Source organism: Pseudomonas sp. F(2018) (assembly GCF_005508865.1).
In the GTDB taxonomy this organism is placed as follows: Bacteria; Pseudomonadota; Gammaproteobacteria; order Pseudomonadales; family Pseudomonadaceae; genus Aquipseudomonas.
Window position 1 is genome coordinate 104,263 of the sequence record NZ_SCOM01000007.1, and the last position, 22,678, is coordinate 126,940.

The window sequence follows — 22,678 nt, forward strand, 5'->3', positions numbered from 1 at the left end:
GAGCCGCCACGGAAGGGTGGAAGGCGAGCATGCGCTCGCCCAAACAAAGCCGGGGATTATAGCCGCTGCACCCGGCCTAGGGTATTCCGCCGGGAAGCTGACCACGCGGTCCACCCGCCGAGGCCTCTAGAGCCGCGGCAGGCGCTGGTCGAGCAGGCGGTACAGGGCCGAATCCTGCGGCCAATTGCGCAGGAAACGCGCACGGTCGCGGGCATAGGCACGGGCGAAACCGGCCTGGCCGTGGTGCTGCTGCATGGCATCCAGGTCGATCAGGCTCCAGCACCCGTCGTCCCAGAACAGGTTGGTGCCCTTGAGGTCGCCATGACTGATGCGCTCGCGCAGCAGCGCGGCGAACAGCCGGTCGAGGGCCTGCAGCTCGGCCTCCGGCGGCACGCCGTCGACATGAGCGGCGAAGCGCGTGAGCAGGTCTTCGCCCGCGCAATGCTCGGTCACCAGGAACGCCTGGGCACGCAACCAGCACCAGCGCCGCTCGAGCACCGCCAGCGGACGCGGCGTGGCGATGCCCAGCAGCTCCAGACGATTGCCCTCGACCCAGCTGTGCCAGGCGCGGCTGGGCCGCCAGAAGCGCTTGAGCCAGTGCCGCCAGTTCTTGATGTTGTAGCGCTTGATCACCAGCGGCCCGCTCTCGCTTTGCACCAGCGCCACCGTGGCGCTACCGCCGTTCTTCAACGCCTGCCCTCGGGCGATTGCCGCATCCGGGTCAGCCAGCAGGCCCTGCAACTGCTCGGCCCGCTCACGCCGGACCACGCGCAAGCCGAAGGCACCGATCTGCGCGGCGAACAGGCTGCAGTCGCGGGCGACCTTCTTCAGGTAGTCGCGCAGGCGCCACTGGCGCACCTTGGCCACCTCGCCAAGCAATGCCTCCAGCGGCAGGGCGTGCTCGGCATTGACCAGCAGGTAGTGCACTAGCAGTTCTTCGGTGAAGGGCTCCAGCTCCGCCGGCAGCTGGGCGAAGAACACCCCGAGGTTGGCCAGCACGCGAGCGCGCGACAGCGGCTGGCCGGCCGCTCCGGCCTGCACACCGCCGCCATCGATCAGATACAGCCGCCCCTGCTGGCGCAACAGGTTGTCCAGGTGCAGATCCGACTGCCATAGCCCCTTGGCATGCAGTTGTCCGATCGCGGTCAGCGCCTCGCCGAGCACGCTTTGCTGAGCGTCGGACAGCAGCGGCTCGCGCTCCACCGCGCGCCAGGCATCCCAAAGGCTCTCGGCGCCGTCCAGGTAGTCGAACAGCAGCCAGCCGCCCTGCTCCGCAGCAAAGCCTTCCGCCAGCAGCTGCGGCGTGGTCAGGCCCTGCTCGGCGAGCAGGCGCGCGCCGGCCAGTTCACGCTGGAAGTGACGCTCGGCCTTGCCACCCACCAGCAACTTGGCCAGCACGGCGCGACCGCGCCAGCGGGCCAGACCGACATAGCGCTGCCCCGGCAACACCCGCAACAGGCGCTCGACGACCAGTTCCTCGCCGGCCAGCTGCAGCGCCAGCGGCAGAACCGGGGCGCGCCCGGACGACGCCAGCTCGGCCAGGTGCATCAGCGCGTTTCCTTGTGCCGCCGGCGCGCGCCGAGGTGCTGGCTCCAGCGCTCGACCTCAGCCTCGCTGCCTAGGTAGGCCGTCAGCAGCTGACGCACCTCGGCCTCGCTCCAGGCGCTGGCGCGGCGCAGCAGCGGCTCCAGGTCCTTGATCCGGTCGCGACGGCCGAACAACAGCGGGCTGGTCTTCTCCAGGTCGATCAACTGTGCGGCGAAGCCGGCGCCCTGCTCGCGCAGGAAAATGTGCTTGGGATAGAAGCAGCCGTGCACCTGCCCGGCATCATGCAGGCGCCCGGCCAGCTCGCCACAGGCCTGCAGGATGGCGCCGCGCTGGGCCGCGGACAGCTGCTGCCAGCGCTGCAGCCAGTGCTCGAGATCCTGCCAGCCATCCAGGGCTCGGGTCAGCAGGATCGCGCGGCGCTCGCCGGGCAAGCGGCGCTCGCCAAAGAAGGCCGCCTGCAGGGCGGGAATGCCCAGGTCGCTGTAGCGCTGGATATTGCGAAACTCGCGGGCGAAGGTCGGCTCGCCGAAGGGGCGGGCCAGGCTGCGGGTCAGGTGATTGCTCTGCCGTTTGAGGTAGTAGGCCGCCTCGCCCAGGTCCAGGCGATAGACGCTGCTCCAGCCACCGCGCTCGGTGTTGGGTTCGTCCACCGCCTCCAGCTTGAGCGCCCACAGCGCATCAAAATCGGCCAGTCCGTGGCGTTCGAGGATCGCGCGATCCTCGGCGGCGATAAAGTCGCTCATTCCCTGCCCTCGAAGAATTTCACTATCTCTCTCACCCGCCGCTTGTCCCCTGCGCTCAGGCGCTCGCGGCCGCGGTACTGCAGGAAGAACCGCAGGCGCTGGCTGCGCGACAGCACCTGGCTGGCGACCTTGTCCAGGCAGGCCAGGTCCTTGACGATGCGGTAGCGCAGGAACGGCCCCCACCAGAAGGTGCCGGTCGGGCAATCGATGAAGAACAGCTCGGCTCGGTCGTTGACCAGCAGGTTGCGCCACTTCAGGTCGTTGTGGGCGAAGTGGTGGTCATGCAGCGCCCGGGTCGCCATCGCCAGCTGGCGGCTGACGCCGTCCACCCACTGCGGATCGCGCAGACGCTCGTCGCGGCGCTTGGCCAGCAGCGCCATGTCCTGAGTATTTTCCAGCTCGCGGGTGATCAGCGCGCCGCGCAGGAAGGCGCCGCCCTTGCGCTCTAGGCCGTAGGCAACGATGGGCGCGGTGGGAATGCCCCACCTGGCGAAGTGCTTGAGGTTCTGCCACTCGGCCTTGACCCGCGGCCGGCCTAGGTAGCGGCGCAGGCCCTTGCCGGCGCCCCAGTAGCGCTTGACGTAGTAACGCACGCCGTCGCGCTCGATCAGGATCACTTCCGACAGCGGATCGCGGGTCAGGCGCTTGCCCTCCAGGGCAAACACTCGCTCCAGGCTGGCCAGCTCGGCCGCCAGTGGCGCGGGCAGTTCGGCATTCAGCCGCCATTCGCTCATCCCTGGGCCCCCGGCGCGTATTTGCGGGCGTAGCGCGCCAGCAGACGGTCCGCCTTGCGCTCCAGCCAGGCCAGCAGCGCCGCCTCGTCGCGCAGGATGTCGCGCAGTGGGCGCTGGAAGTAGGCCTTGAGGAAACGCAACTTGTCGCGGCGGGTCAGGCCGATATTCAGGGCGGAGAAATACAGGCCGGCCAGGTCCTTGTTGCGCCAGCGGGTCGGCGTGGCGCTGCGCACCTGGGCGCGATGCAGGTCGATCAGCGACAGGCGGAAGTCGTCCGCGCTCACCGGCTTGTCGGTGTGCAGCAGGAAGTGGCAGATGTAGCAGTCGCGGTGGTTGACCCCGGCGCGGTGCATGCTGCCGGTCATCTTCGCCACCTCGGCGATCAGCGCGCGCTTGAGGCGCGGCTCGGGCGGCTGCTGCACCCAGTTCAGGGTCAGCTGCTCCAGATCGGTGGTCGGCGCCAGTTCCTCGGTGACGATGAAGGAATGCTGCGCCGCCGGGTTGCTGCCGCGCTCGCCGTAGGCCACGGCGGTCATGGTCGGCACGCCGACCTCGGTGAGGCGCTGGATCGCCGCCCACTCCTGGCCGGCGCCGAGCACCGGCAGCTTGGCGGTGAGCAGGTTCTTGACGATCTCGCCCCAGCCGATGCCGCGGTGGATCTTGACGAAATAGCCGCGCCCGTCGACCTCGGTACGCAGGGTGCGGCGTCCTTCCAGCTCGCGGTAGACCTTGCCCTGCAAGGCCTCCACGGCGGCGAAGGCATCGCGTCCGGCCCACAGCGACTGGAAGGGTTCGGCAAGGATCAGCTTCATGCGCGCTCCGCCAGAATCACATCGGCCGCGCGCTGCGGCATGGAATACAGGTCGGCGCTGGCGGCGAAGGCCAGGCCGTTGGCGCCCCACTTGGCGCGCGCCGCGTCATCACCGAGCATCTCGGCCAGCAGGCGGTTGAAGGTGTCCTGTTGGAAAGGCGCAGGCACCACGAGCCCGGCATCGGCCTCGGCGATGTAATGGGCGTAGCCGCAGACCTCGCTGACCAGCACCGGCAAACCGGAGACCACTGCCTCCAGCAGCACGGTGCCGGTGTTCTCGTTGTAGGCCGGGTGGACCAGCAGGTCGGCACCGAGCAGGAAGCGCGGAATGTCGCTGCGCCCCTTGAGGATCTGCACCTGGTCGGAGAGGCCCAGCGCCTTGACCTGCAGCAGGAAGGGCTTGGGGTCGTCCTGGCCGATGGCGATCAGCCGCGTGCGCTGCTTCAGCTCGCGCGGCAAGGCGGCCAACGCCTTGAGGCTGCGGTCCAGGCCCTTAGTCTTGAAGCCGGAACCGATCTGCACCAGCAGCAGGTCGTCGTCGGCCAGCTTGAACTCGCGGCGAAACTCGGCGCGAATCTCGGCGGCATTGGCCGGCGCGCGGCGGTCCTGGGCGATGCCCGGTGGCAGCAGATGGAAGCGCGCCTCCGGGGTTCGGTAGTGCTTGATGAACAGCGGCTGCTGCACCTCGGAGATCATCAGGATCTCGGTCTTCGACTCGGGGGCGAACACCGCCCGCTCGTAGTCGGCGAAGTGCTTGTAGCGACCCCAGCGCTTGTAGATCGGCGCGCGCAGGGTCTGCGCCTTGTCTTCGTAGCAACCGTCGGCGGCGTAGTACACGTCGAGGCCGGGCATCTTGTTGAAGCCCACCACCCGGTCCACCGGCGCGCGCGCCAGGTCGGCGGCCAGCCAGGCGCTGAACTTCTCGTTGCGATGGTGATTGAACAGCGCCTTGATCGGCGCCACCCGCACATCGAAACCGGCGGGTACCTCACCCTCCCAGATCGGCGTATAGACGCGGATGGCGTGACCACGCGCCTGGCACTCCAGGGCGATGCGCATAAAGTCGCGTTGTAATCCCCCAAATGGGAAGTACTTGTAGAGCACGAAGGCCAGCTGCATCACACCGCCTCCTGCTGCGCCAGCAGCATGGCGTTCAGCGCATCGCCCACGCGCTGGGCGTCGAGCCCGTCGAAGCATGGCTTGCGCCGGTCGCCCAGGCCCGCATCCGGGCCGGTGGCGCACAGGTGCACTTGGCCGCGGCCATAGGCGCCGACCTTGCCCGGCAGGGTAGGGCCGTACAGGGAGATGCTCGGCACATCCAGCGCCGCGGCCAGGTGGCCGAGGCCGGTGTCCACGGCGACGCAGGCGGTAGCGCCGGCGATCACCTTGGCCACGCCCGCCAGGTTCAGCTTGGGCAGCACGGCGGCGTTGTCGATGCCGGCGACGATGCGCTGGGCCCGCTCGCGCTCCACCTCGTTGCCCCAGGGCAGGCGAATCGCCCAACCCTGCGCGGCCATGCGCTCGGCGAGGGCGCGCCAGTCGGCCTCCGGCCAGTGCTTGCTGGCCCAGGTGGTGCCATGCAGGAACAGCAGGTAGGGCTGCGCCGAGGCATCGGCCATGGCGGCGCGATCCAGGCCGTAGTCGCCGATCTGCTGCGGCAGCTCGTAGCCCAGGGCCTGGGCGAACAGCTGGCGGGTGCGTTCCAGCGCGTGCTGCTCCTTGGCCACCGCGTACAGGCGGTCATAGAAGCGACAGGCGATCGGCTCGCGCGCCGAGTCACGATCCAGGCCGGCCACCGGGGCCTTGGCGTAGCGGGTCAGGAAGGCGCTCTTGAACAGGCCCTGGGCATCGATCACCAGGTCGTAGTCGACCTCGCCCAGGCGCTGCTTGAAGCGTTTCCATTCGCCGCTCTTCCAGGTCTGCAGCAGGTGCTTGCGCCAGCGGCGGATGGCCACCGGGATCACCTGGGCCACGGCCGGGTGCCAGGCCGGGATCTCGGCGAAGCCCTCCTCCACCACCCAGTCGAACTGGATGCCGGGAATCGCCCGCGCCGCGTCGGTCAGCGCCGGCAGGGTGTGAATCACATCGCCGAGCGAGGACGTCTTGATCAGCAGTACCCGCAAGCTATTGCACCTCGACCGGATCGGCGACCAGGCGATCCAACGCCTCGAGCACCGGGCGCGGCTTGAGCTCGCGCAGGCAGTTGTAGTGGCCGAAGCGGCAGGTGCGCTCGAAACACGGACTGCAGTCCAGGCCCAGGCGCACGATCTCCACCTGATCCGCCAGCGGCGGGGTGAACTGCGGCGAGGTGGAGCCGTACACCGCCACCAGCGGGCGGTTGAGCGCGGCGGCCACGTGCATCAGGCCGGAGTCGTTGGACACCACGGCGCCGGCGGCCGACATCAGGTCGATGGCCTCGGCCAGCGAGGTCTCGCCGGCCAGATTGACCGCCTCCTCGCGCAGGCCGGGAATCAGGCGATTGCGGATGTCCTCGCAGCCGGGATGATCGTTCTTCGAGCCGAACAGCCACACCTGCCAGCCGGCGCGAATCTTGATCTCGGCGACCTTGGCGTAGTGCTCCACCGGCCAGCGCTTGGCCTCGCCGAACTCGGCGCCGGGGCACAGCGCCAGCACCGGGCGGTCCAGGCCCAGGCCGAACTTGGCCAGGGCAGCGGCGCGACTGGCTTCGTCGATCGCCAGGCGCGGCTGCGGGTAGGGCTTGGGCAGCTCCGCACCGTCCTCATAGGCCAGCGCCATGAAACGCTCGATCATCAGCGGCAGGCGTTCTTTATTCAGCTTGCGGATGTCGTTGAGCAGGCCGTAGCGCATCTCGCCCTTCCAGCCGGTGCGCAGCGGGATATCGGCGAAGAAGGGTACCAGGGCGGACTTGAGCGAGTTGGGCAGCAGGATCGCCTGGTCGTACTGGCCGGCCAGGGACTTGCCGATCTTGCGGCGGGTGGCGATATCCAGCACACCGTGGCCGAGCGGGAAGCTCAGCGCCGCGCGCACTTCGGGCATGCGCTCGAGGATCGGCCGGCTCCACTCGGGCGCCAGCACGTCGATCTCGCAGTCGGGATGGCGCTGCTTGAGGCAGACGAACAGGGTCTGCGCCATCACCATGTCACCGACCCAGCTGGGGCCCACGATCAGTATTCTCATCACGACTCCGGAAATGAGCAGGGAGGCTCTCGCCTCCCCAGTCACTGCCCTGTTATCTCTTTTCGTATGCCCCGAACGAACCAAGGCAGCTCGGAACGGGGCAATCGTGACCAATAGATAAGGTTTTGGTCACGATCTTTCAATGCCTGCGACCGGCCTTACTTGACCAGTGTGCGCCACTCGGCATGGGCGCTGGTCTGGCCGGTGACCAGGTCGAAGTAGGCCTTCTGCAGCTTCTCGGTCACCGGGCCGCGGCTGCCGATGCCGATCTGGCGGCCATCCACTTCGCGAATCGGCGTGACTTCCGCGGCGGTGCCGGTGAAGAAGGCCTCGTCGGCGATGTACACCTCGTCGCGGGTGATGCGCTTCTCCACCACCTCGATGCCCAGCTCCTTGGCCAGGGTGAGGACGGTGGCGCGGGTGATGCCGTTCAGGCACGAGGTCACTTCCGGGGTATACACCACGCCGTTCTTGACCAGGAAGATGTTCTCGCCCGAACCCTCGGCCACGTAGCCCTCGGTGTCCAGCAGCATGGCCTCGTCGGCGCCGCCGGAGATGGCTTCCTGCAGGGCCAGCATCGAGTTGATGTAGTTGCCGTTGGCCTTGGCGCGGGTCATGGAGATGTTGACGTGGTGGCGGGTGAAGGAGCTGGTGCGCACCTTGATGCCCTTCTGCAGCGCCTCGTCGCCCATGTAGGCGCCCCAGTGCCAGGCACCGACTATCACGTGCACCTTCAGGCCGGTGGCGCGCAGGCCCATGGCCTCGCTTCCGTAGAACACCATCGGGCGGATATAGGCGGTTTCCAGGTTGTTCTCGCGCACGGCGGCGCGGGTGGCCTCGTTGATCTCCTCCTTGGTGAAGGGGATCTTCATGCCCATGATATGGGCCGAGTCGAACAGGCGGTCGGTGTGCGCCTGCAGGCGGAAGATGGCGGTGCCCTGCGGGGTATTGTAGGCGCGTACGCCCTCGAACACGCCCATGCCGTAGTGCAGGGTGTGGGTCAGCACGTGGGTGGTCGCTTCGCGCCACTGCACCAGTTCGCCGTCATACCAGATCACGCCATCGCGGTCGGCCATCGACATCGTTGCCACTCCTCAGTGTTCGTCTCGTTCAAATCGTCGGTCAGCTCAGGCCCAGCTCGCGCCACAGGCGCATCACGCTGCGACGTTCGGCGGCAAACTGGTCGCCGCCGACCTTGCCCGGCTGTTTCTGCAACGCCTGCCGGTGGGCGGCGGAGCGGTAGGCCTTATAGGCCTCCTGCAACAGTTCGACGTCTGCGGCGGGCATCAATCCCACGTCGCGCAGGCCATCGAGAATGCGGATGTTATCGGTGTAGCGATGCAGCTCGGGGTGCTGCCGCGACCACGCCAGGGCCGCGTATTGCACCATAAATTCGATATCGACGATACCACCGGCGTCCTGCTTCAGATCGAAGGAAGACGCGGCGTCGAAGGCATTTTGCGCGGTGCCGGCGGCGGTCTCCCGAGTGCCCAGGTTGTCGCGCATCTTGGCGCGCATCTCGCTGACTTCGGCCTGCAGCTTGGGCAGGTCGCGCTCGCGGCCGAGCACCTCGGCACGCACCCGCTCGAAGGCCGCCCCGACCCGCGCGCAGCCGACCAGCACGCGGGCGCGCACCAGCGCCTGGTGCTCCCAGGTCCAGGCCTCGTTTTCCTGGTAGCGCTGGAAGGCGCCGAGGGAACTGACCAGCAGGCCCGCCGCCCCCGAGGGGCGCAGGCGCATGTCGACGTCATACAGCTGGCCGGAAGTGGTCTGGGTGGTCAGCAGGTGAATGATGCGCTGGCCCAGGCGGGCGAAGAACTGCGCGCCGTCGATGGGCTTGGCGCCGTCGGTCTCGGCCTGGGAATCGCCGTCATGGATGAACACCAGGTCCAGGTCCGAGCCGTGGCCGAACTCCAGGCCGCCGACCTTGCCGTAGCCGACGATGATGAAGTCCGGATCGCATAGGCTGCCGTCGGCGCGGCGCGGATTGCCGTACTTGGCCACGGTCTGGCGCCAGGCCAGGGCCAGCACCTGGTCGAGGATCGCCTCGGCCAGCCAGGTCAGGTAGTCGCTGACCTTCATCAGCGGCAGGGTGCCGGCGATTTCCGAGGCGGCCACGCGCAGGCCGTGGGCCAGCTTGAAGTGGCGCAGGGCCTCCATCTGCTGCTCCAGGTCGTCCTCGGGAATCCGCGTCAGGCGCTCGCGCAGCTCGGCGGCCAGCTCCGGCGCCAGCGGCGGCTTGAACAGGCGGCCCTCGTTGAGCAGTTCGTCGAGCAGCAGCGGGAAGCGGGTGATCTGCTCGGCGATCCACGGGCTGGCCGCGCACAGGGTCAGCAGGCGCTTGAGCGCCAGGGGGTTCTCGGTGAGCAGCACCAGGTAGGCGGAACGCCGCGCCACCGCCTCGATCAGCGGCAGCACGCGCTCCAGCACCAGGTCCGGATTGGCGTGCTCGACGGTCTGCGCCAGCAGGCGCGGAATGAAGGCATCCAGGCGCTCGCGACCGAGGCGCTGCATGGTGCGCACCTGGCTGCCGCCGCGCAGGTCGATCAGCCGCTTGAGCGCGGCGGCGGGTTCGCTGAAGCCGGCCTCGGCCAGCTGGCGGCCGGCCATTTCCTCGTCCAGCGCCTCCTCCCACAGCGGCAGCCACTCGCCACCGACGCAGGTCTCGGCCTCGCCACCCTCGTCCTCGTCCGGGTCGGCGATGACCTGGCGGAAGTGCCACTCGATGCGCCCGCGCCACTGCGCCAGGCACTCCAGGAACTGCGCCCAGGAGTCGCAGCCCATGATGCAGGCCACCCGCGCGCGATCGATGTCGTTGTCCGGCAGCATCTGCGTCTGGCGGTCGCCGATGGCCTGCAGGGCATGCTCGGTATAACGCAGGAATTCGTAGCCTTCCTTCATCTCGGCGATGATCGGCGGCGGCAGGTAGCCCTGCCCCTCCAGGGTCGCCAGCACCTTGAGCAGCGGCCGCTGCTGCAGGCTGAGGTCGCGGCCGCCGTGGATCAGCTGGAAGGCCTGGGCGATGAACTCGACCTCGCGGATGCCGCCGGAGCCGAGCTTGACGTTGTCGCTCATGCCCTTGCGCCGCACTTCCTGCTGGATCAGCTGCTTCATGGAACGCAGCGCCTCGATGGCCGAGAAGTCCAGATAGCGGCGGTAGACGAAGGGCCGCAGCATCTCCAGCAGCTGCTTGCCGGCGGCCTGGTCACCACCGACCACCCGCGCCTTGATCATGGCGTAGCGTTCCCAGTCGCGACCCTGGTCCTGGTAGTACTGCTCCAAGGCATTGAAGCTGAGCACCAGCGCGCCGGCCGAGCCATACGGGCGCAGGCGCATATCGACGCGGAACACGAAGCCTTCGACGGTAATGGCATCCAGCGCCTTTATGAGTCTCTGCCCCAGGCGGATAAAGAACTCCTGGTTGTCCAGCGAGCGCTTCACCCCCTCGGTCTCACCGCCTTCCGGGTAGCCGAAGATCAGGTCGATGTCCGAGGACAGGTTGAGTTCGTGGGCGCCGAGCTTGCCCATGCCGAGGATGACCATGTGCTGCACCTGGCCGGAGCGCCGACCGATCGGCGTGCCGAACTGCTCGCAGTGGCGCGGGAACAGCCACTCGTAGGCGCCATCGATGCTGGCATCGGCCAGGTCGGAGAGATCGCGGCAGGTCTCGGCCAGGTCGGCCTGGCGGGTCAGGTCGCGCCAGATGATGCGCACCTGCTGGCGGTTGCGGAAGCGCCGCAGGCGCCGGCCCAGCTCGTCCTCGTCGGCGCAGTCGGCCAGCGCGGCCTGCAGCTGGCCGCGCAGCTCGCCACCCTGCAGGCGCCGCTCCAGCTCGCCGCTGGCGCCCAACTCGGCCAGCAGCTCGGGGGCGCGCACGGCCTGCTCATGGACGAAGTCGCTGAGCGCGCAGACCCGCCGCAGCGCCTCCGCGCGCTCGCCCGACCAGTCGGAAGGCAGCAGCGCGGCAGCGCGTTCGGCGAGGAGCAACAGGGCGGTCGGCAGGGCGGCCAGTGGCGGCAAACTCATGGTCTATCCTTGGGGACGGGCAGTCAGACCCGATCTATCCCAGGCGCTACTGCCCTTCCTGAAACTGTAGTTTTACTACTAAAGAATGTGTCCCGGACTCCACAGGCGCCATCGAAATGTAGTAAAACTACAAAAACGACCATGAACACCCTGGTCGATAACGACTTCCCGTAGCCCGCCCAAAAAGCGTGCACGAGCCCAGGCCTCCGATTCTGGAAGCCTTTCCGCCCTGGAGCAAGCCATGCAAGACCTCGATCCCGTCGAAACCCAGGAATGGCTGGATGCCCTCGAGTCCGTCCTCGACAAAGAAGGTGAAGACCGCGCCCACTACCTGCTGACCCGCATGGGCGAGCTGGCCACCCGCAGCGGTACCCAGCTGCCCTATGCGATCACCACGCCTTACCGCAACAGCATCCCGGTCGGCCACGAGGCACGCATGCCGGGCGACCTGTTCATGGAGCGCCGCATCCGCTCGCTGGTGCGCTGGAACGCGCTGGCCATGGTGATGCGCACCAACCTGCAGGACCCGGACCTGGGCGGTCACATCTCCAGCTTCGCCTCCTCGGCGACCCTGTACGACATCGGCTTCAACTACTTCTTCCAGGCACCGACCGAAGAACACGGCGGCGACCTGATCTTCTATCAGGGCCACGCCTCCCCCGGGATCTATGCCCGCGCCTTCCTCGAAGGGCGCATCAGCGAAGACCAGATGAACAACTTCCGCCAGGAGGTGGATGGCAAGGGCCTGTCCTCCTACCCGCACCCCTGGCTGATGCCGGACTTCTGGCAGTTCCCCACCGTATCCATGGGCCTCGGCCCGATCCAGGCGATCTACCAGGCGCGCTTCATGAAGTACCTGGAGAGCCGCGGCTACATCCCCGCCGGCAAGCAGAAAGTCTGGTGCTTCATGGGCGACGGCGAGTGCGACGAGCCGGAGTCCCTCGGCGCGATCTCCCTGGCCGGCCGCGAGAAGCTGGACAACCTGATCTTCGTGATCAACTGCAACCTGCAGCGCCTCGACGGCCCGGTGCGCGGCAACGGCAAGATCATCCAGGAACTGGAAGGCGTGTTCCGCGGCGCCGAATGGAACGTCAACAAGGTCATCTGGGGCCGCTTCTGGGACCCGCTGCTGGCCAAGGACGTCGATGGCATCCTGCAGCGCCGCATGGACGAGGTAATCGACGGCGAGTACCAGAACTACAAGGCCAAGGACGGGGCCTACGTGCGTGAACACTTCTTCAACACGCCGGAGCTGAAGGAGATGGTCAAGGACCTCTCCGACCAGGAGATCTGGAACCTCAACCGCGGCGGCCACGACCCGTACAAGATGTACGCGGCCTACCACCAGGCGGTGAACCATCAGGGCCAGCCGACCGTGGTCCTGGCCAAGACCATCAAGGGCTACGGCACCGGTGCGGGCGAGGCGAAGAACACCGCGCACAACACCAAGAAAGTCGATATCGACAGCCTGAAGAAATTCCGCGACCGCTTCGACATCCCGGTCAAGGACGACGAGCTGGAGAGCCTGCCCTTCGTCAAGGCCGAGCCGGGCAGCTCAGAGGCCAAATACCTGCACGAACGCCGCGCCAAGCTCGGCGGTTTCGTGCCGCAGCGCCGCACCCAGAGCTTCAGCATCCCGACCCCGCCGCTGGAGACCCTCAAGGCCATCCTCGACGGCACCGGCGACCGCGACATATCCACCACCATGGCCTTCGTGCGCATCCTTTCGCAGCTGGTCAAGGACAAGGACCTGGGCGCGCGCATCGTGCCCATCGTGCCGGACGAGGCACGCACCTTCGGCATGGAAGGCATGTTCCGCCAGCTCGGCATCTATTCCTCGGTCGGCCAGCTCTACGAGCCGGTCGACAAGGACCAGGTGATGTTCTACCGCGAGGACAAGAAGGGCCAGATCCTTGAGGAAGGCATCAACGAGGCCGGCGCCATGTCCAGCTGGATCGCCGCCGGCACCTCGTACTCCACGCACAATCAGCCGATGCTGCCGTTCTACATCTTCTACTCGATGTTCGGCTTCCAGCGCATCGGCGACCTGGCCTGGGCCGCCGGCGACAGCCGCGCCCGCGGCTTCCTGATCGGCGGCACTGCCGGCCGTACCACGCTGAACGGCGAGGGCCTGCAGCACGAGGACGGCCACAGCCACATCATGGCCGCGACCATCCCCAACTGCCGCACCTACGACCCGACCTACGGCTACGAGCTGGCAGTAATCATCCGCCACGGCATCAAGGAGATGATCGAGCAGCAGCAGAACGTCTTCTACTACATCACCGTGATGAACGAGTCCTACCAGCAACCGGCCCTGCCGGCCGGCACCGAGGACGGCATCATCAAGGGCATGTACCTGCTCGAGGAAGACAAGAAGGAAGCCGCCCACCACGTGCAGCTGCTGGGCTCCGGCACCATCCTGCGCGAAGTGCGCGAGGCGGCGAAGATCCTGCGTGACGAGTTCAACATCGGCTCGGACGTGTGGAGCGTCACCAGCTTCAACGAACTGCGCCGCGACGGCCTGGCCGTGGAGCGCTGGAACCGCCTGCACCCCGGGCAGAAGCCCAAGCAGGCGTTCATCCAGGAATGCCTCACCGGGCGCAAGGGCCCGGTGGTGGCCTCCACCGACTACATGAAGCTGTTCGCCGAGCAGGTGCGCCAGTGGGTGCCCAGCAAGGAGTACAAGGTGCTCGGCACCGACGGCTTCGGCCGCAGCGACAGCCGAAAGAAACTGCGCCACTTCTTCGAGGTGGACCGTTACTGGGTGGTCCTGGCCGCGCTGGAAGCGCTGGTCGACCGTGGCGAGATCGAAGCCAAGGTGCTGGCCGATGCCATCGCCAAGTTCGGCATCGACCCCGAAAAAGCCAACCCCCTGGACTGCTGAGGAGACGCACTGTGAGCGAGTTGATTCGCGTACCCGATATCGGCAGCGGCGAAGGTGAAGTGATCGAACTGCTGGTCAAGGTCGGTGATCGCATCGAGGCCGAGCAGAGCCTGCTGACCCTGGAGTCGGACAAGGCCAGCATGGAAATCCCCGCGCCCAGGGCCGGGGTGATCAAGAGCCTGAAGGTCAAGCTGGGCGACAAACTGAAGACCGGCGACGAGCTGCTGGAACTGGAGGTCGAGGGCGCAGCCCCGGCCGCCGAACCGAAATCCGAGCCGGCTGCCGCCCCCGCACCGAGCAAACCGACCCAGGCCGTCGACGAGGCCGAGGCGCCCAGCGTCGCCGCGCCGCAACCGAGTGCCGCTCCGGCTGCCGAGAGCGTGCAGGATGTCCACGTGCCGGACATCGGCACCACCGGCAAGGTCAAGGTCATCGAGGTGCTGGTCAAGGCCGGCGACACTATCGCCGCCGACCAGTCGCTGATCACCCTGGAGTCGGACAAGGCCAGCATGGAGATCCCCTCGCCGGCCGCCGGCGTGGTGGAGTCCGTGCAGGTCAAGCTGGACGCCGAGGTCGGCACCGGCGATCTGATTCTCAAGCTCAAGGTCGCTGGCGCCGCTCCCGCTGCCGCGCCGGCTGCCGCACCGGCCCCGGCAGCCGCTCCGCCCGTGCACAGCACACCGCCCGGCGCGGCACCCGCGGTGGCCGCCGAAGTCGGCGCCATCGCCGCCCTGTCTGCGGCCGCCGCTGCAGTGGCCGCCCCGGTACGCGACGGCAGCAAGGTCCACGCCGGCCCGGCCGTGCGCATGACCGCCCGCGAGTTCGGCATCGACCTGGCCGCCGTGCCGGGTACCGGCCCGAAAGGCCGCATCCTCAAGGAAGACGTGCAGAACTACGTCAAGGCCATGCTGCAGAAGGCCAAGGATGCCCCGGCCGCTGGCACCACCGGCGGTGCCGGCATCCCACCGATCCCGGAAGTGGACTTCAGCAAGTTCGGCGCCATCGAAGAAGTGCCGATGACCCGCCTGATGCAGGTCGGTGCCGCCAACCTTCATCGCAGCTGGCTCAACGTGCCGCACGTGACCCAGTTCGACAGCGCCGACATCACCGAGCTGGAAGCCTTCCGCGTGGCGCAGAAGGCGGTGGCCGAGAAGGCCGGCGTCAAGCTGACCGTGCTGCCGCTGCTGCTCAAGGCCTGCGCCCATCTGCTCAAGGAGCTGCCGGACTTCAACAGTTCGTTGGCGCCGAGCGGGAAGGCGCTGATCCGCAAGAAATACGTGCACATCGGCTTCGCCGTTGACACTCCGGACGGCCTGCTGGTGCCGGTGATCCGCGACGTCGACCAGAAGAGCCTGCTGCAGCTGGCAGGCGAGGCCGCCGAGCTGGCCGAGAAGGCACGCACCAAGAAGCTCTCGCCGGACGCCATGCAGGGCGCCTGCTTCACCATCTCCAGCCTCGGCCATATCGGCGGCACCGGCTTCACGCCGATCGTCAACGCGCCGGAAGTGGCGATCCTCGGGGTGAGCAAGGCGACCATGCAGCCGGTATGGGACGGCAAGGCCTTCCAGCCGCGCCTGATGCTGCCGCTGTCGCTGTCCTACGATCACCGGGTGATCAACGGCGCCGCCGCCGCGCGCTTCACCAAGCGTCTGGGCGACGTGCTGGGCGACATCCGTACCCTGCTGCTGTAACGAACCAAGCTGTGCTTTGGAGGCATCGACGCCTCACTCCTCGGCCCCGCCTCCTGGCGGGGCTTTTTTATGGAGGAGTACAAATGTGGACGCGAGGCTCTTTGCGTCGCCCACTGCTCAGCCGTAGCCCGGATGCAATCCGGGAAGTAGGCAACTCTGCCCCCGGATTACACCCGGGCTACCCACTTTTTATCGCGCAAAGAAAAGCCCCGCCGAAGCGGGGCTTTCTGCACCAGCCTGCGGATCAGTTTTTCTGCAGATTGCGGATCAGGAAGCTGATCGCCTTGGCCAGGTCGGCCGCGCCCTGGTGATCGCGCAGCACGGTGATCCACGGGCTGCCGTCGGCCGGATTGTTCAGCACGCAGGTGATGCCGTTGGTCGGACAGTCGTAATGGATATAGGGGTCGAGACCGAACACCGACAGGCGCTGGTTGCTCACCGCCAGGCTGTTGGTCTGCTCGGCGCGGGTTTCCTGGCGCACCAGCAGCTCGCCCGGGGCGGCGACGCTGAGCTGGTAGCGCAGGTCGCTGCGCTGCGCCGGCGCCTTGCCCAGCTGGTAGCCGGCGCGCAGGGCGTAGGTGTCGAGCAGCGCGTTGCTATGCGCCAGCAGCGCCTTGCGCTCGTCCTTGGTCAGATACAGTCGCTTCAGCTCGGCGAGATAACGCGCCTGCTCCTCACCGCTCAGCTGGGCTTCGCTGGCCTGCGCCGGGGCACCCGCGCCCAGGCTCAGCATCAGCAATAACCCGCTCAGTCTTCTTGTCAGTCCCTGCCGCATGATGCACCCTTGCCCCACTTGGTTGATGTAACAGACCTGTGAACTCGTCTGGCGGCCCCACACACTGGAGCGCCAACAGGTTCCAAGCCTGCCCTGAAGCGGCAGCATAAGGAAGCCAGTCGTTCGATGAAAAGCCATCCCGATGCCGCCAGCCGTCAGGCGGCCGAGGTTGTGACGCAGTTGCCAGTGCCCTCGCGCCTGGGAATGCTGCGCTTCGAGCGTATCAACGAGCCCAGCTGGACCCTGCTGTTCCTCGATCCCGCCTGCGAACGCCAACTCGGCGTCAGCGCCGGCGAACTCTGCGCCCTGCTCGACTGCCCCTACGCCAGCCTGATGGAGCCGGAGTCGCGCTACCAGTTGCACGACGAGATCCAGCTGCAGCTGAGCAAGGCGCCGCACTATTCGGTGCGCTATCGCCTGCACACGCCCAACGGCGCCCTGCACCTGCTGGAGATCGGCGAGTCGTTCCAGCAGCGCGGCCGCCTGCTGCTGCGTGGCTACCTGCTGGTCACCGCCGAGGCCGGCGAGACCCTGGCCGAGCAGCGCATGCAGGAGCTGGAAGAACAGAACAACAAGCTGAGAACCTCCCTGGAGCTGTACCAGCACTCCCAGGAAGAGCACCTGCAGCACCTGATCCGCTCGCGCGCCCAGCAGAGCCTGATCGTGCGCCTGGCGCGGCATCGCTATAGCGCGCTGGACCCGCTCAAGGAAGCCGCCGAGCTGATCACCCAGGCCGCCTGCGAGACCTATGACGTGGCCCGCGCCAGCCTCTGGCACCTGATCGGCGAGACCCTGGAGCCGGTGGCCATGTACCGCCGCGACATCGACGGCCACGAGATGCCGGCGGCCATCGACGCCCGCCTGTTCCCGCGCTATCTGGAGGCGCTGCACAGCGGCCGCGCCATCGACGCGCACAACGCCCAGCGCGACCCGCGCACCAGCGAGCTGGCCCGAGGCTACCTCAAGCCCCTGGGCATCAGCGCCATGCTCGACGCCAGCATCCGCCTCGGCGGCGAGGTGGTCGGCGTGCTGTGCCTGGAGCACATCGGCCCGGCGCGCACCTGGCAGGCCGACGAGATCGCCTTCGCCGGCGAACTGGCCGACCAGTTCGCCCAGGTCATGAGCAACCAGCAGCGCCGCGACGCCACCAGCGCCCTGTTCCTGTTCCAGCGCGCCGTGGAGCAGAGCGCCAGCGCCTTCCTGCTGTTCGACCGCGACGGCCTGGTGCAGTACGTCAACCCCAGCTTCACCTCGATCACCCAATATGGTGCCGAGGAGATCCAGGGCCGGCGCATCTCCCAGCTGCCGGCCCTGGAGAACCTCGGCGACTTGCTGTTCGACGCCCAGGCCGGCCTGGCCGAGCGCAACAGCTGGCAGGGCGAGTTCCGCAGCCGGCGCAAGAACCTCGAGCCTTACTGGGGCCAGCTGTCGATCTCCAAGGTGTACAACGACGACGGCGAGCTGACCCACTACATCGGCATCTACGAAGACATCACCCAGAGCAAGCTGGCCCAGCAGCGCATCGAGCGCCTGGCCTACAGCGACAACCTCACCGGCCTGGGTAATCGCCCCTACTTCATCCGCTGCCTGGAAGAACGCTTCGCCCGCCACGACGGCCAGGCCTTCAGCCTGCTGCTGGTGGACATCGACAACTTCAAGCGGATCAACGACAGCCTCGGCCACCAGACCGGCGACAAGCTGCTGACCAACCTGGCCCGCCGCCTGCGCAACAGCCTGAGCCAGAACACCAGCCTGGCGCGCTTCGCCAGCAACGAGTTCGCCGTGCTGCTGGACGGCGCCGAGCAGGAAGCCGGTCTCAAACTGGCCCAGGAGCTGCTGGCCACCCTGGACAAGCCGCTGTTCGTCGACAACCAGCTGATCAGCGTCACCGGCTCGGTCGGCCTGGCCTGCGCGCCGCTGCACGGCGACGACCCGCACGTGCTGATGAAGCACGCCGGCCTGGCCCTGCACAAGGCCAAGGCCAACGGCAAGCACCAGGTCCAGCTGTTCACCGAGGCGCTGAATGCCGAGGCCAGCTACAAGCTGTTCGTCGAGAACAACCTGCGTCGTGCCCTGACCCAGAACGAGCTGGAGGTCTACTACCAGCCCAAGCTTTGCCTGAAGAGCGGGCAGCTGCTCGGCCTGGAAGCGCTGCTGCGCTGGCAGCACCCGGAGAAGGGCATGATCAGCCCGGACCAGTTCATCAGCGTCGCCGAGGAAACCGGCCTGATCATCCCCATCGGCAAATGGGTGGTGCGCCAGGCCTGCCGCGCCAGCCTGGAGCTGTCAGCCCTGGGCATGGGTGATATCCAGGTGGCGATCAACCTGTCGGCCAAGCAGTTCACCGACCCCGACCTGGTCGGCTCCATCGCCGCCATCCTCGACGAGGAGCAGCTGCCGGCGCACCTGCTGGAAGTGGAGCTGACCGAGAGCCTGCTGCTCGAAGGCAACGACGCCACCCGCCAGCAGGTGGCACGCCTCAAGGCCCTGGGCCTGACCCTGGCGATGGACGACTTCGGCACCGGCTACTCGTCGCTGAGCTACCTGAAGAAATTCCCGATCGACGTGATCAAGATCGACCGCAGCTTCATCAAGGACATCCCCGAGAACCAGGACGACATGGAGATCACCTCCGCGGTGATCGCCATGGCCCACAACCTCAAGCTCAAGGTGGTCGCCGAAGGTATCGAGACCGCCGCCCAGCTCGGCTTCCTGCGCCGCCAGCTGTGCGACGTTGGCCAGGGCTACCTGTTCGACCGGCCGATTCCCGGCCGCGACCTGGTGGGCAGCCTGCGCCGCTATCCCTGCCGCGGCGCCTGAACTTCGCCCAGCCGACCAACGGCAGGCCCGCGCTGTAATCCAGCCCCACGATTCGCGTCTATCCCTCGGCTTCAACCGCCCGCCCAGCGGAGTAAGCTATCCCCAGTCCGTCACAGCACAGGAACAGATCATGGTTCTGCGTTCGCAAATCCTCGCCCACAAACTCGAACTGCCCAGCGCCGAACAGGCCCTGCCCGGCCGCGTCGAGAGCATGGCGGTGCCAGCCGCCCACTACGTCAACGGCAACCCGCTCAAGGCGCCCTTCCCCGCCGGCCTGCAGCAGGCGGTATTCGCCATGGGTTGCTTCTGGGGTGTCGAGCGGCGCTTCTGGCAACAGCCCGGCGTGTGGACCACCGCCGTGGGCTACGCCGGCGGCCATACGCCGAACCCGACCTACGAGGAAGTCTGCTCCGGCCTGACCGGCCATACCGAGGTGGTGCTGGTGGTGTTCGACCCGCAGCAGACCAGCTACGAGCAACTGCTCAAGGTGTTCTGGGAAGCGCACAACCCGACCCAGGGCATGCGCCAGGGCAACGACATCGGCACCCAGTACCGCTCGGCCATCTATTGCCTGGATGCCGCCCAGCGCACCGCCGCCGAAGCCAGCCAGGCGCAGTTCCAGGCCGAACTGGAGAAGGCCGGACTCGGCCCCATCACCACCGAGATCGCCGACGCGCCGGCCTTCTACTACGCCGAGGCCTATCACCAGCAGTACCTGGCGAAGAACCCGGGCGGCTATTGCGGGCTGGGCGGTACTGGGGTGTGCCTGCCGGTCTGAGTGGCGGAACCTTCGCCGCGCTCTACCGGTCGACCCGGTAGAGCCATCTCCGCAGGAGAACCCGCCATGGACCTGAGCAATATCGCCAGCGCCGTTTCCAATGCCAACGCGGCGCAGGCCTCGGCAACCGCCTCGCTGATGCTGCTGAGAAAGTCCCTGGATATTCAGGCCGCCAGCGCCATCGGCCTGATCCAGGCCATTCCGCAGGTCACTCCGCCGAGCAATCCGCCGAATCTGGGTAATGCGGTGGATGTGACGGTCTAGCGCTCACGCCATTGAGATGATCAAGGATGCACGCATCCTGCTCTTCGAAAATGGATCGGCCGGCGGCGCCATTCCTGATGCGCTGCCGATCGCCCTACCGCGGAACTACCCCTCCTGGCCGGCCGGCGCCGGGCTATCGCCTGCCGCCGCGCTCGCCTTCCAGTTCTTCAGTAACCTCGCAATCTTGTAGCCGCGCCAGCCAAGCATGCGGGTCGCCGTCATCACCCCGGCCATCAGCGCGCCGCCGACCCCGGCGGTGACGGTGTCGGCACCGGTCAGGTAGAGGCCCTTGATCGGCGTCTGGCTGTGGATCCAGTGCTGGTCGAAGCGCTGCACCGTGTGGTCGATGCCGTAGATCTCGCCCTGCTCGTTCCACTGGTACCACTCGGTGGACAGCGGCGTGCCCAGCTCGCAGAAGTCCAGGGCGCCGCGCAGTTGCGGCTGATGTTTGTACAGGGTTTCCAGCAGATGTTCGGTGAGCTGAGCCTTGAACGCCTCGTACTCGGCGCCGCGCTTGCCCCAGGTGGTGCCCTTCCACTGGGCGAACCACTGCGGCAGGGTCGGCGCGACAATCTCCACCGTGGCCTTGTGCGGGTAGTGGGCATCCCAGGCCGGGTCCTTGGCCGAGGGGAAGCTGATGTAGATCAGCGGCATCGCCGGGTTCTGCCCGCTCTCGAAACTGCTGACGTTGTAATCGTGATCGAAGGTCGGGTAGACCCAGTAGTTGGTCTTCGGCAGGCCCAGTTCGGCGGCGCTGCCCTTGAAGCCGGCGTACAGGCACAGGGTGGCGGCGGACAGGTCGACCTTCTGCAGCGACGCCAGCAGGCCATGCTCGTTGGCCACCTGCGCATCGAGCAGGCGGGTGTAGGTCGGCACTAGGCCGGCGCAGCTGACGATCTGCGGCGCGCGGATCTCCAGGCCGTCCTTCTGCAGGCGCACGCCCACGGCGCGGCCGTTCTCCACCAGGATCTTGTCGACCCCGGCATAGGTGAAGACATGGCCGCCGGCCGCCTCGATGGTCGGGATGATGGTCTCGGAGATCTTGATCGCGCCGCCCACCGGGTAGTTGCCGCCGGTGATGTAGTGCTTGGCGACCATGGCGTGCATGACGAAGGCCGCCTTGGCCGGCGGCAGTCCATAGTCGCCCCATTGGGCGGTGAGCACGCCGATCAGCTCCTGGTTCTGGGTCAGGCCTTCGAGCACTTCGCGGGTGCTCTTGAAGAAGTAGGCCGGCAGCCACAGCCGGCGCAGCTTGGCGTAGAGCATGCCGAGCGAGCGCGGCAGGGCCTGGCCGGCGAAGAAGCGCGGTACCCGCGCGCTGACGTCGCTGAGCAGTTCCACGTAGCGATCAATGGCCGCCGCTTCGCCGGGGAAGTGCTGCTTCATCTCGGCCTTGAATTCCTCGCGGCCGGCCACGTAGTCGTAGGTCTGGTCGCCGATGACGATGCGGTCATAGCGCGCATCCATCGGCGCCCATTCCAGCTTGCCGTCGCTAATCACATCGAAGATGCGGCGGATCGCCGACCAGGGTTTGTGCACCTCGCCGATGTAGTGCACGCCCACGTCCCACTCGTAACCCTCGCGCTCGTAGCTGTGGGTGTAGCCACCGGCGGTGTAATGCTGCTCCAGCACGCACACGCGCTTGCCGAGCTTGGCCAGCAGCGCGGCGGTGGTCAGGCCGCCGATGCCGGAGCCGATGATGATGGCGTCGTAGTCGTTGCCGAGCAGACGCGCGCGCAAGCGGGTACCGGTGCGTTTCATGGGGGTCTCCTGGGTTATTCTTGTTATGCAACTTTTTGCATACTAAACAGCACCCACCGACCATGCAACTTTTTGCATAATCCGTATACTGCCGCGCATCTCCCAGCCAGCCGGTGAAGCCCGTCCATGTCGCTCAAGCACGCCATCCTCATCCTCCTGGAAAGCGAACCCGGCAGCGGCTACGACCTGCTCAAGCGCTTCAAGGATGGCCTCGGCTATTTCTGGAACGCCAAGCACCAGCAGGTCTACCTGGAACTGAAGAAACTCAACGAGGCCGGCTGGCTGGAGTTCGAGGCGGAGGCGCAGGAGGCCCGCCCGGACAAGAAGATCTATCGCCTCACCCCGGCCGGCCATGCCGAACTGTTGCGCTGGCTGGGCGAACCGGTGCAGCCGAACAAGATCAACGATGCACTGCTGGTGAAGCTGTATGCCGGTGCCCACACCTCGCTGGACAATCTGCGCGAGGAGATGAGCCGCCACGTGGCCGTGCACCGCAAGACCCTGGACAGCCTGCTGAGCATCGAGCGCGACTACCACGCCCTGCCCGCCGAACAGCGCGCCGCGCTGCGCCTGCCTTACCTGACCCTGCGCCGCGGCATCCTCGGCGAACAGTCCTGGCTGGCCTGGGCCGACGAAGTGGCGGCGGAGCTGGGCCGCGCCGACTGAGCCGGCGCAGCCCGC

At 67.2% G+C, this 22,678-nt stretch carries 17 protein-coding genes; 6 read left to right on the forward strand and 11 right to left on the reverse strand.

Annotated features, from left to right (window positions below; all coding sequences use genetic code 11):
* Positions 1-126: 126 nt before the first annotated feature.
* The 9 genes from FFS62_RS22550 to glnE all read right to left on the reverse strand — a co-directional run bounded on the left by FFS62_RS22550 (position 127) and on the right by glnE (position 11,021).
* The gene (locus FFS62_RS22550; protein WP_137975105.1) at positions 127-1,548 is read right to left on the reverse strand and encodes a lipopolysaccharide kinase InaA family protein; all 1,422 of its coding nucleotides are present in this window, start codon (positions 1,546-1,548) and stop codon (positions 127-129) included.
* The gene (locus FFS62_RS22555; RefSeq protein WP_137975106.1) at positions 1,548-2,291 is read right to left on the reverse strand and encodes a lipopolysaccharide kinase InaA family protein; all 744 of its coding nucleotides are present in this window, start codon (positions 2,289-2,291) and stop codon (positions 1,548-1,550) included. The genes FFS62_RS22550 and FFS62_RS22555 overlap by 1 nt, the downstream gene beginning before the upstream one ends.
* Entirely contained in the window at positions 2,288-3,025 is a 738-nt protein-coding gene (locus FFS62_RS22560) for a lipopolysaccharide kinase InaA family protein (protein ID WP_137975107.1), read from the reverse strand. Before FFS62_RS22560 ends, FFS62_RS22555 begins: the two co-directional genes overlap by 4 nt.
* On the reverse strand, positions 3,022-3,837 hold the full coding sequence (rfaP, locus tag FFS62_RS22565; RefSeq protein WP_137975108.1) for a lipopolysaccharide core heptose(I) kinase RfaP: 816 nt from the start codon (positions 3,835-3,837) through the stop codon (positions 3,022-3,024). Before rfaP ends, FFS62_RS22560 begins: the two co-directional genes overlap by 4 nt.
* Positions 3,834-4,955 (reverse strand): glycosyltransferase family 4 protein, encoded by a 1,122-nt coding sequence (locus FFS62_RS22570; RefSeq protein WP_137975109.1) that lies wholly within the window; start codon positions 4,953-4,955, stop codon positions 3,834-3,836. Before FFS62_RS22570 ends, rfaP begins: the two co-directional genes overlap by 4 nt.
* Entirely contained in the window at positions 4,955-5,959 is a 1,005-nt protein-coding gene (gene waaC / locus FFS62_RS22575; RefSeq protein ID WP_137975110.1) for a lipopolysaccharide heptosyltransferase I, read from the reverse strand. Before waaC ends, FFS62_RS22570 begins: the two co-directional genes overlap by 1 nt.
* Before the next feature lies 1 nt (position 5,960).
* On the reverse strand, positions 5,961-6,995 hold the full coding sequence (waaF, locus tag FFS62_RS22580; RefSeq protein ID WP_137975111.1) for a lipopolysaccharide heptosyltransferase II: 1,035 nt from the start codon (positions 6,993-6,995) through the stop codon (positions 5,961-5,963).
* Between the two features lie 158 nt (positions 6,996-7,153).
* Entirely contained in the window at positions 7,154-8,077 is a 924-nt protein-coding gene (locus FFS62_RS22585) for a branched-chain amino acid transaminase (RefSeq protein WP_137975112.1), read from the reverse strand.
* Between the two features lie 40 nt (positions 8,078-8,117).
* Positions 8,118-11,021 carry a bifunctional [glutamate--ammonia ligase]-adenylyl-L-tyrosine phosphorylase/[glutamate--ammonia-ligase] adenylyltransferase gene (gene glnE / locus FFS62_RS22590; protein WP_137975113.1) on the reverse strand — a complete coding sequence of 968 codons (2,904 nt, stop codon included), beginning with the start codon at positions 11,019-11,021 and terminating at the stop codon, positions 8,118-8,120.
* A gap of 241 nt (positions 11,022-11,262) precedes the next feature.
* Here glnE and aceE point away from each other — a divergent pair, with 241 nt between their 5' ends.
* Together aceE and aceF are read left to right on the forward strand one after the other, a co-directional pair.
* Positions 11,263-13,908 carry a pyruvate dehydrogenase (acetyl-transferring), homodimeric type gene (gene aceE / locus FFS62_RS22595; RefSeq protein ID WP_137975114.1) on the forward strand — a complete coding sequence of 882 codons (2,646 nt, stop codon included), beginning with the start codon at positions 11,263-11,265 and terminating at the stop codon, positions 13,906-13,908.
* An 11-nt stretch (positions 13,909-13,919) separates the two neighbouring features.
* Positions 13,920-15,599, forward strand: coding sequence for a dihydrolipoyllysine-residue acetyltransferase (aceF, locus tag FFS62_RS22600; RefSeq protein ID WP_137975115.1), 1,680 nt, complete (start codon positions 13,920-13,922; stop codon positions 15,597-15,599).
* Between the two features lie 244 nt (positions 15,600-15,843).
* Here the strand turns inward: aceF and FFS62_RS22605 are convergent, their stop codons facing one another.
* Complete coding sequence (locus FFS62_RS22605) at positions 15,844-16,332, reverse strand: hypothetical protein (RefSeq protein ID WP_256662352.1); 489 nt, start codon at positions 16,330-16,332, stop codon at positions 15,844-15,846.
* A 168-nt stretch (positions 16,333-16,500) separates the two neighbouring features.
* On the opposite strand from FFS62_RS22605, the gene FFS62_RS22610 reads away from it, so the two are divergent.
* From FFS62_RS22610 to FFS62_RS22620, 3 genes are all read left to right on the forward strand, one after another.
* Complete coding sequence (locus FFS62_RS22610) at positions 16,501-19,194, forward strand: EAL domain-containing protein (protein ID WP_137975117.1); 2,694 nt, start codon at positions 16,501-16,503, stop codon at positions 19,192-19,194.
* 130 nt (positions 19,195-19,324) lie between these two features.
* On the forward strand, positions 19,325-19,972 hold the full coding sequence (gene msrA / locus FFS62_RS22615; protein WP_137975118.1) for a peptide-methionine (S)-S-oxide reductase MsrA: 648 nt from the start codon (positions 19,325-19,327) through the stop codon (positions 19,970-19,972).
* Between the two features lie 66 nt (positions 19,973-20,038).
* On the forward strand, positions 20,039-20,236 hold the full coding sequence (locus tag FFS62_RS22620; protein WP_137975119.1) for a YjfB family protein: 198 nt from the start codon (positions 20,039-20,041) through the stop codon (positions 20,234-20,236).
* Between the two features lie 105 nt (positions 20,237-20,341).
* Here the strand turns inward: FFS62_RS22620 and FFS62_RS22625 are convergent, their stop codons facing one another.
* On the reverse strand, positions 20,342-21,997 hold the full coding sequence (locus tag FFS62_RS22625; protein ID WP_137975120.1) for an NAD(P)/FAD-dependent oxidoreductase: 1,656 nt from the start codon (positions 21,995-21,997) through the stop codon (positions 20,342-20,344).
* A 126-nt stretch (positions 21,998-22,123) separates the two neighbouring features.
* Between FFS62_RS22625 and FFS62_RS22630 the strand changes: the two genes are divergently transcribed.
* Positions 22,124-22,663, forward strand: coding sequence for a PadR family transcriptional regulator (locus FFS62_RS22630; protein WP_137975121.1), 540 nt, complete (start codon positions 22,124-22,126; stop codon positions 22,661-22,663).
* Positions 22,664-22,678 lie beyond the last annotated feature (15 nt).

Coding starts and splice junctions, on each gene's coding strand:
- FFS62_RS22550 (WP_137975105.1), bottom strand. CDS start 1,548: ATGCACCTGGCCGAGCTGGCGTCGTCCGGGCGCGCCCCGGTTCTGCCG.
- FFS62_RS22555 (WP_137975106.1), bottom strand. CDS start 2,291: ATGAGCGACTTTATCGCCGCCGAGGATCGCGCGATCCTCGAACGCCAC.
- FFS62_RS22560 (WP_137975107.1), bottom strand. CDS start 3,025: ATGAGCGAATGGCGGCTGAATGCCGAACTGCCCGCGCCACTGGCGGCC.
- rfaP (WP_137975108.1), bottom strand. CDS start 3,837: ATGAAGCTGATCCTTGCCGAACCCTTCCAGTCGCTGTGGGCCGGACGC.
- FFS62_RS22570 (WP_137975109.1), bottom strand. CDS start 4,955: ATGCAGCTGGCCTTCGTGCTCTACAAGTACTTCCCATTTGGGGGATTA.
- waaF (WP_137975111.1), bottom strand. CDS start 6,995: ATGAGAATACTGATCGTGGGCCCCAGCTGGGTCGGTGACATGGTGATG.
- FFS62_RS22585 (WP_137975112.1), bottom strand. CDS start 8,077: ATGTCGATGGCCGACCGCGATGGCGTGATCTGGTATGACGGCGAACTG.
- glnE (WP_137975113.1), bottom strand. CDS start 11,021: ATGAGTTTGCCGCCACTGGCCGCCCTGCCGACCGCCCTGTTGCTCCTC.
- aceE (WP_137975114.1), top strand. CDS start 11,263: ATGCAAGACCTCGATCCCGTCGAAACCCAGGAATGGCTGGATGCCCTC.
- FFS62_RS22605 (WP_256662352.1), bottom strand. CDS start 16,332: ATGCTGAGCCTGGGCGCGGGTGCCCCGGCGCAGGCCAGCGAAGCCCAG.
- FFS62_RS22610 (WP_137975117.1), top strand. CDS start 16,501: ATGAAAAGCCATCCCGATGCCGCCAGCCGTCAGGCGGCCGAGGTTGTG.
- msrA (WP_137975118.1), top strand. CDS start 19,325: ATGGTTCTGCGTTCGCAAATCCTCGCCCACAAACTCGAACTGCCCAGC.
- FFS62_RS22620 (WP_137975119.1), top strand. CDS start 20,039: ATGGACCTGAGCAATATCGCCAGCGCCGTTTCCAATGCCAACGCGGCG.
- FFS62_RS22625 (WP_137975120.1), bottom strand. CDS start 21,997: ATGAAACGCACCGGTACCCGCTTGCGCGCGCGTCTGCTCGGCAACGAC.
- FFS62_RS22630 (WP_137975121.1), top strand. CDS start 22,124: ATGTCGCTCAAGCACGCCATCCTCATCCTCCTGGAAAGCGAACCCGGC.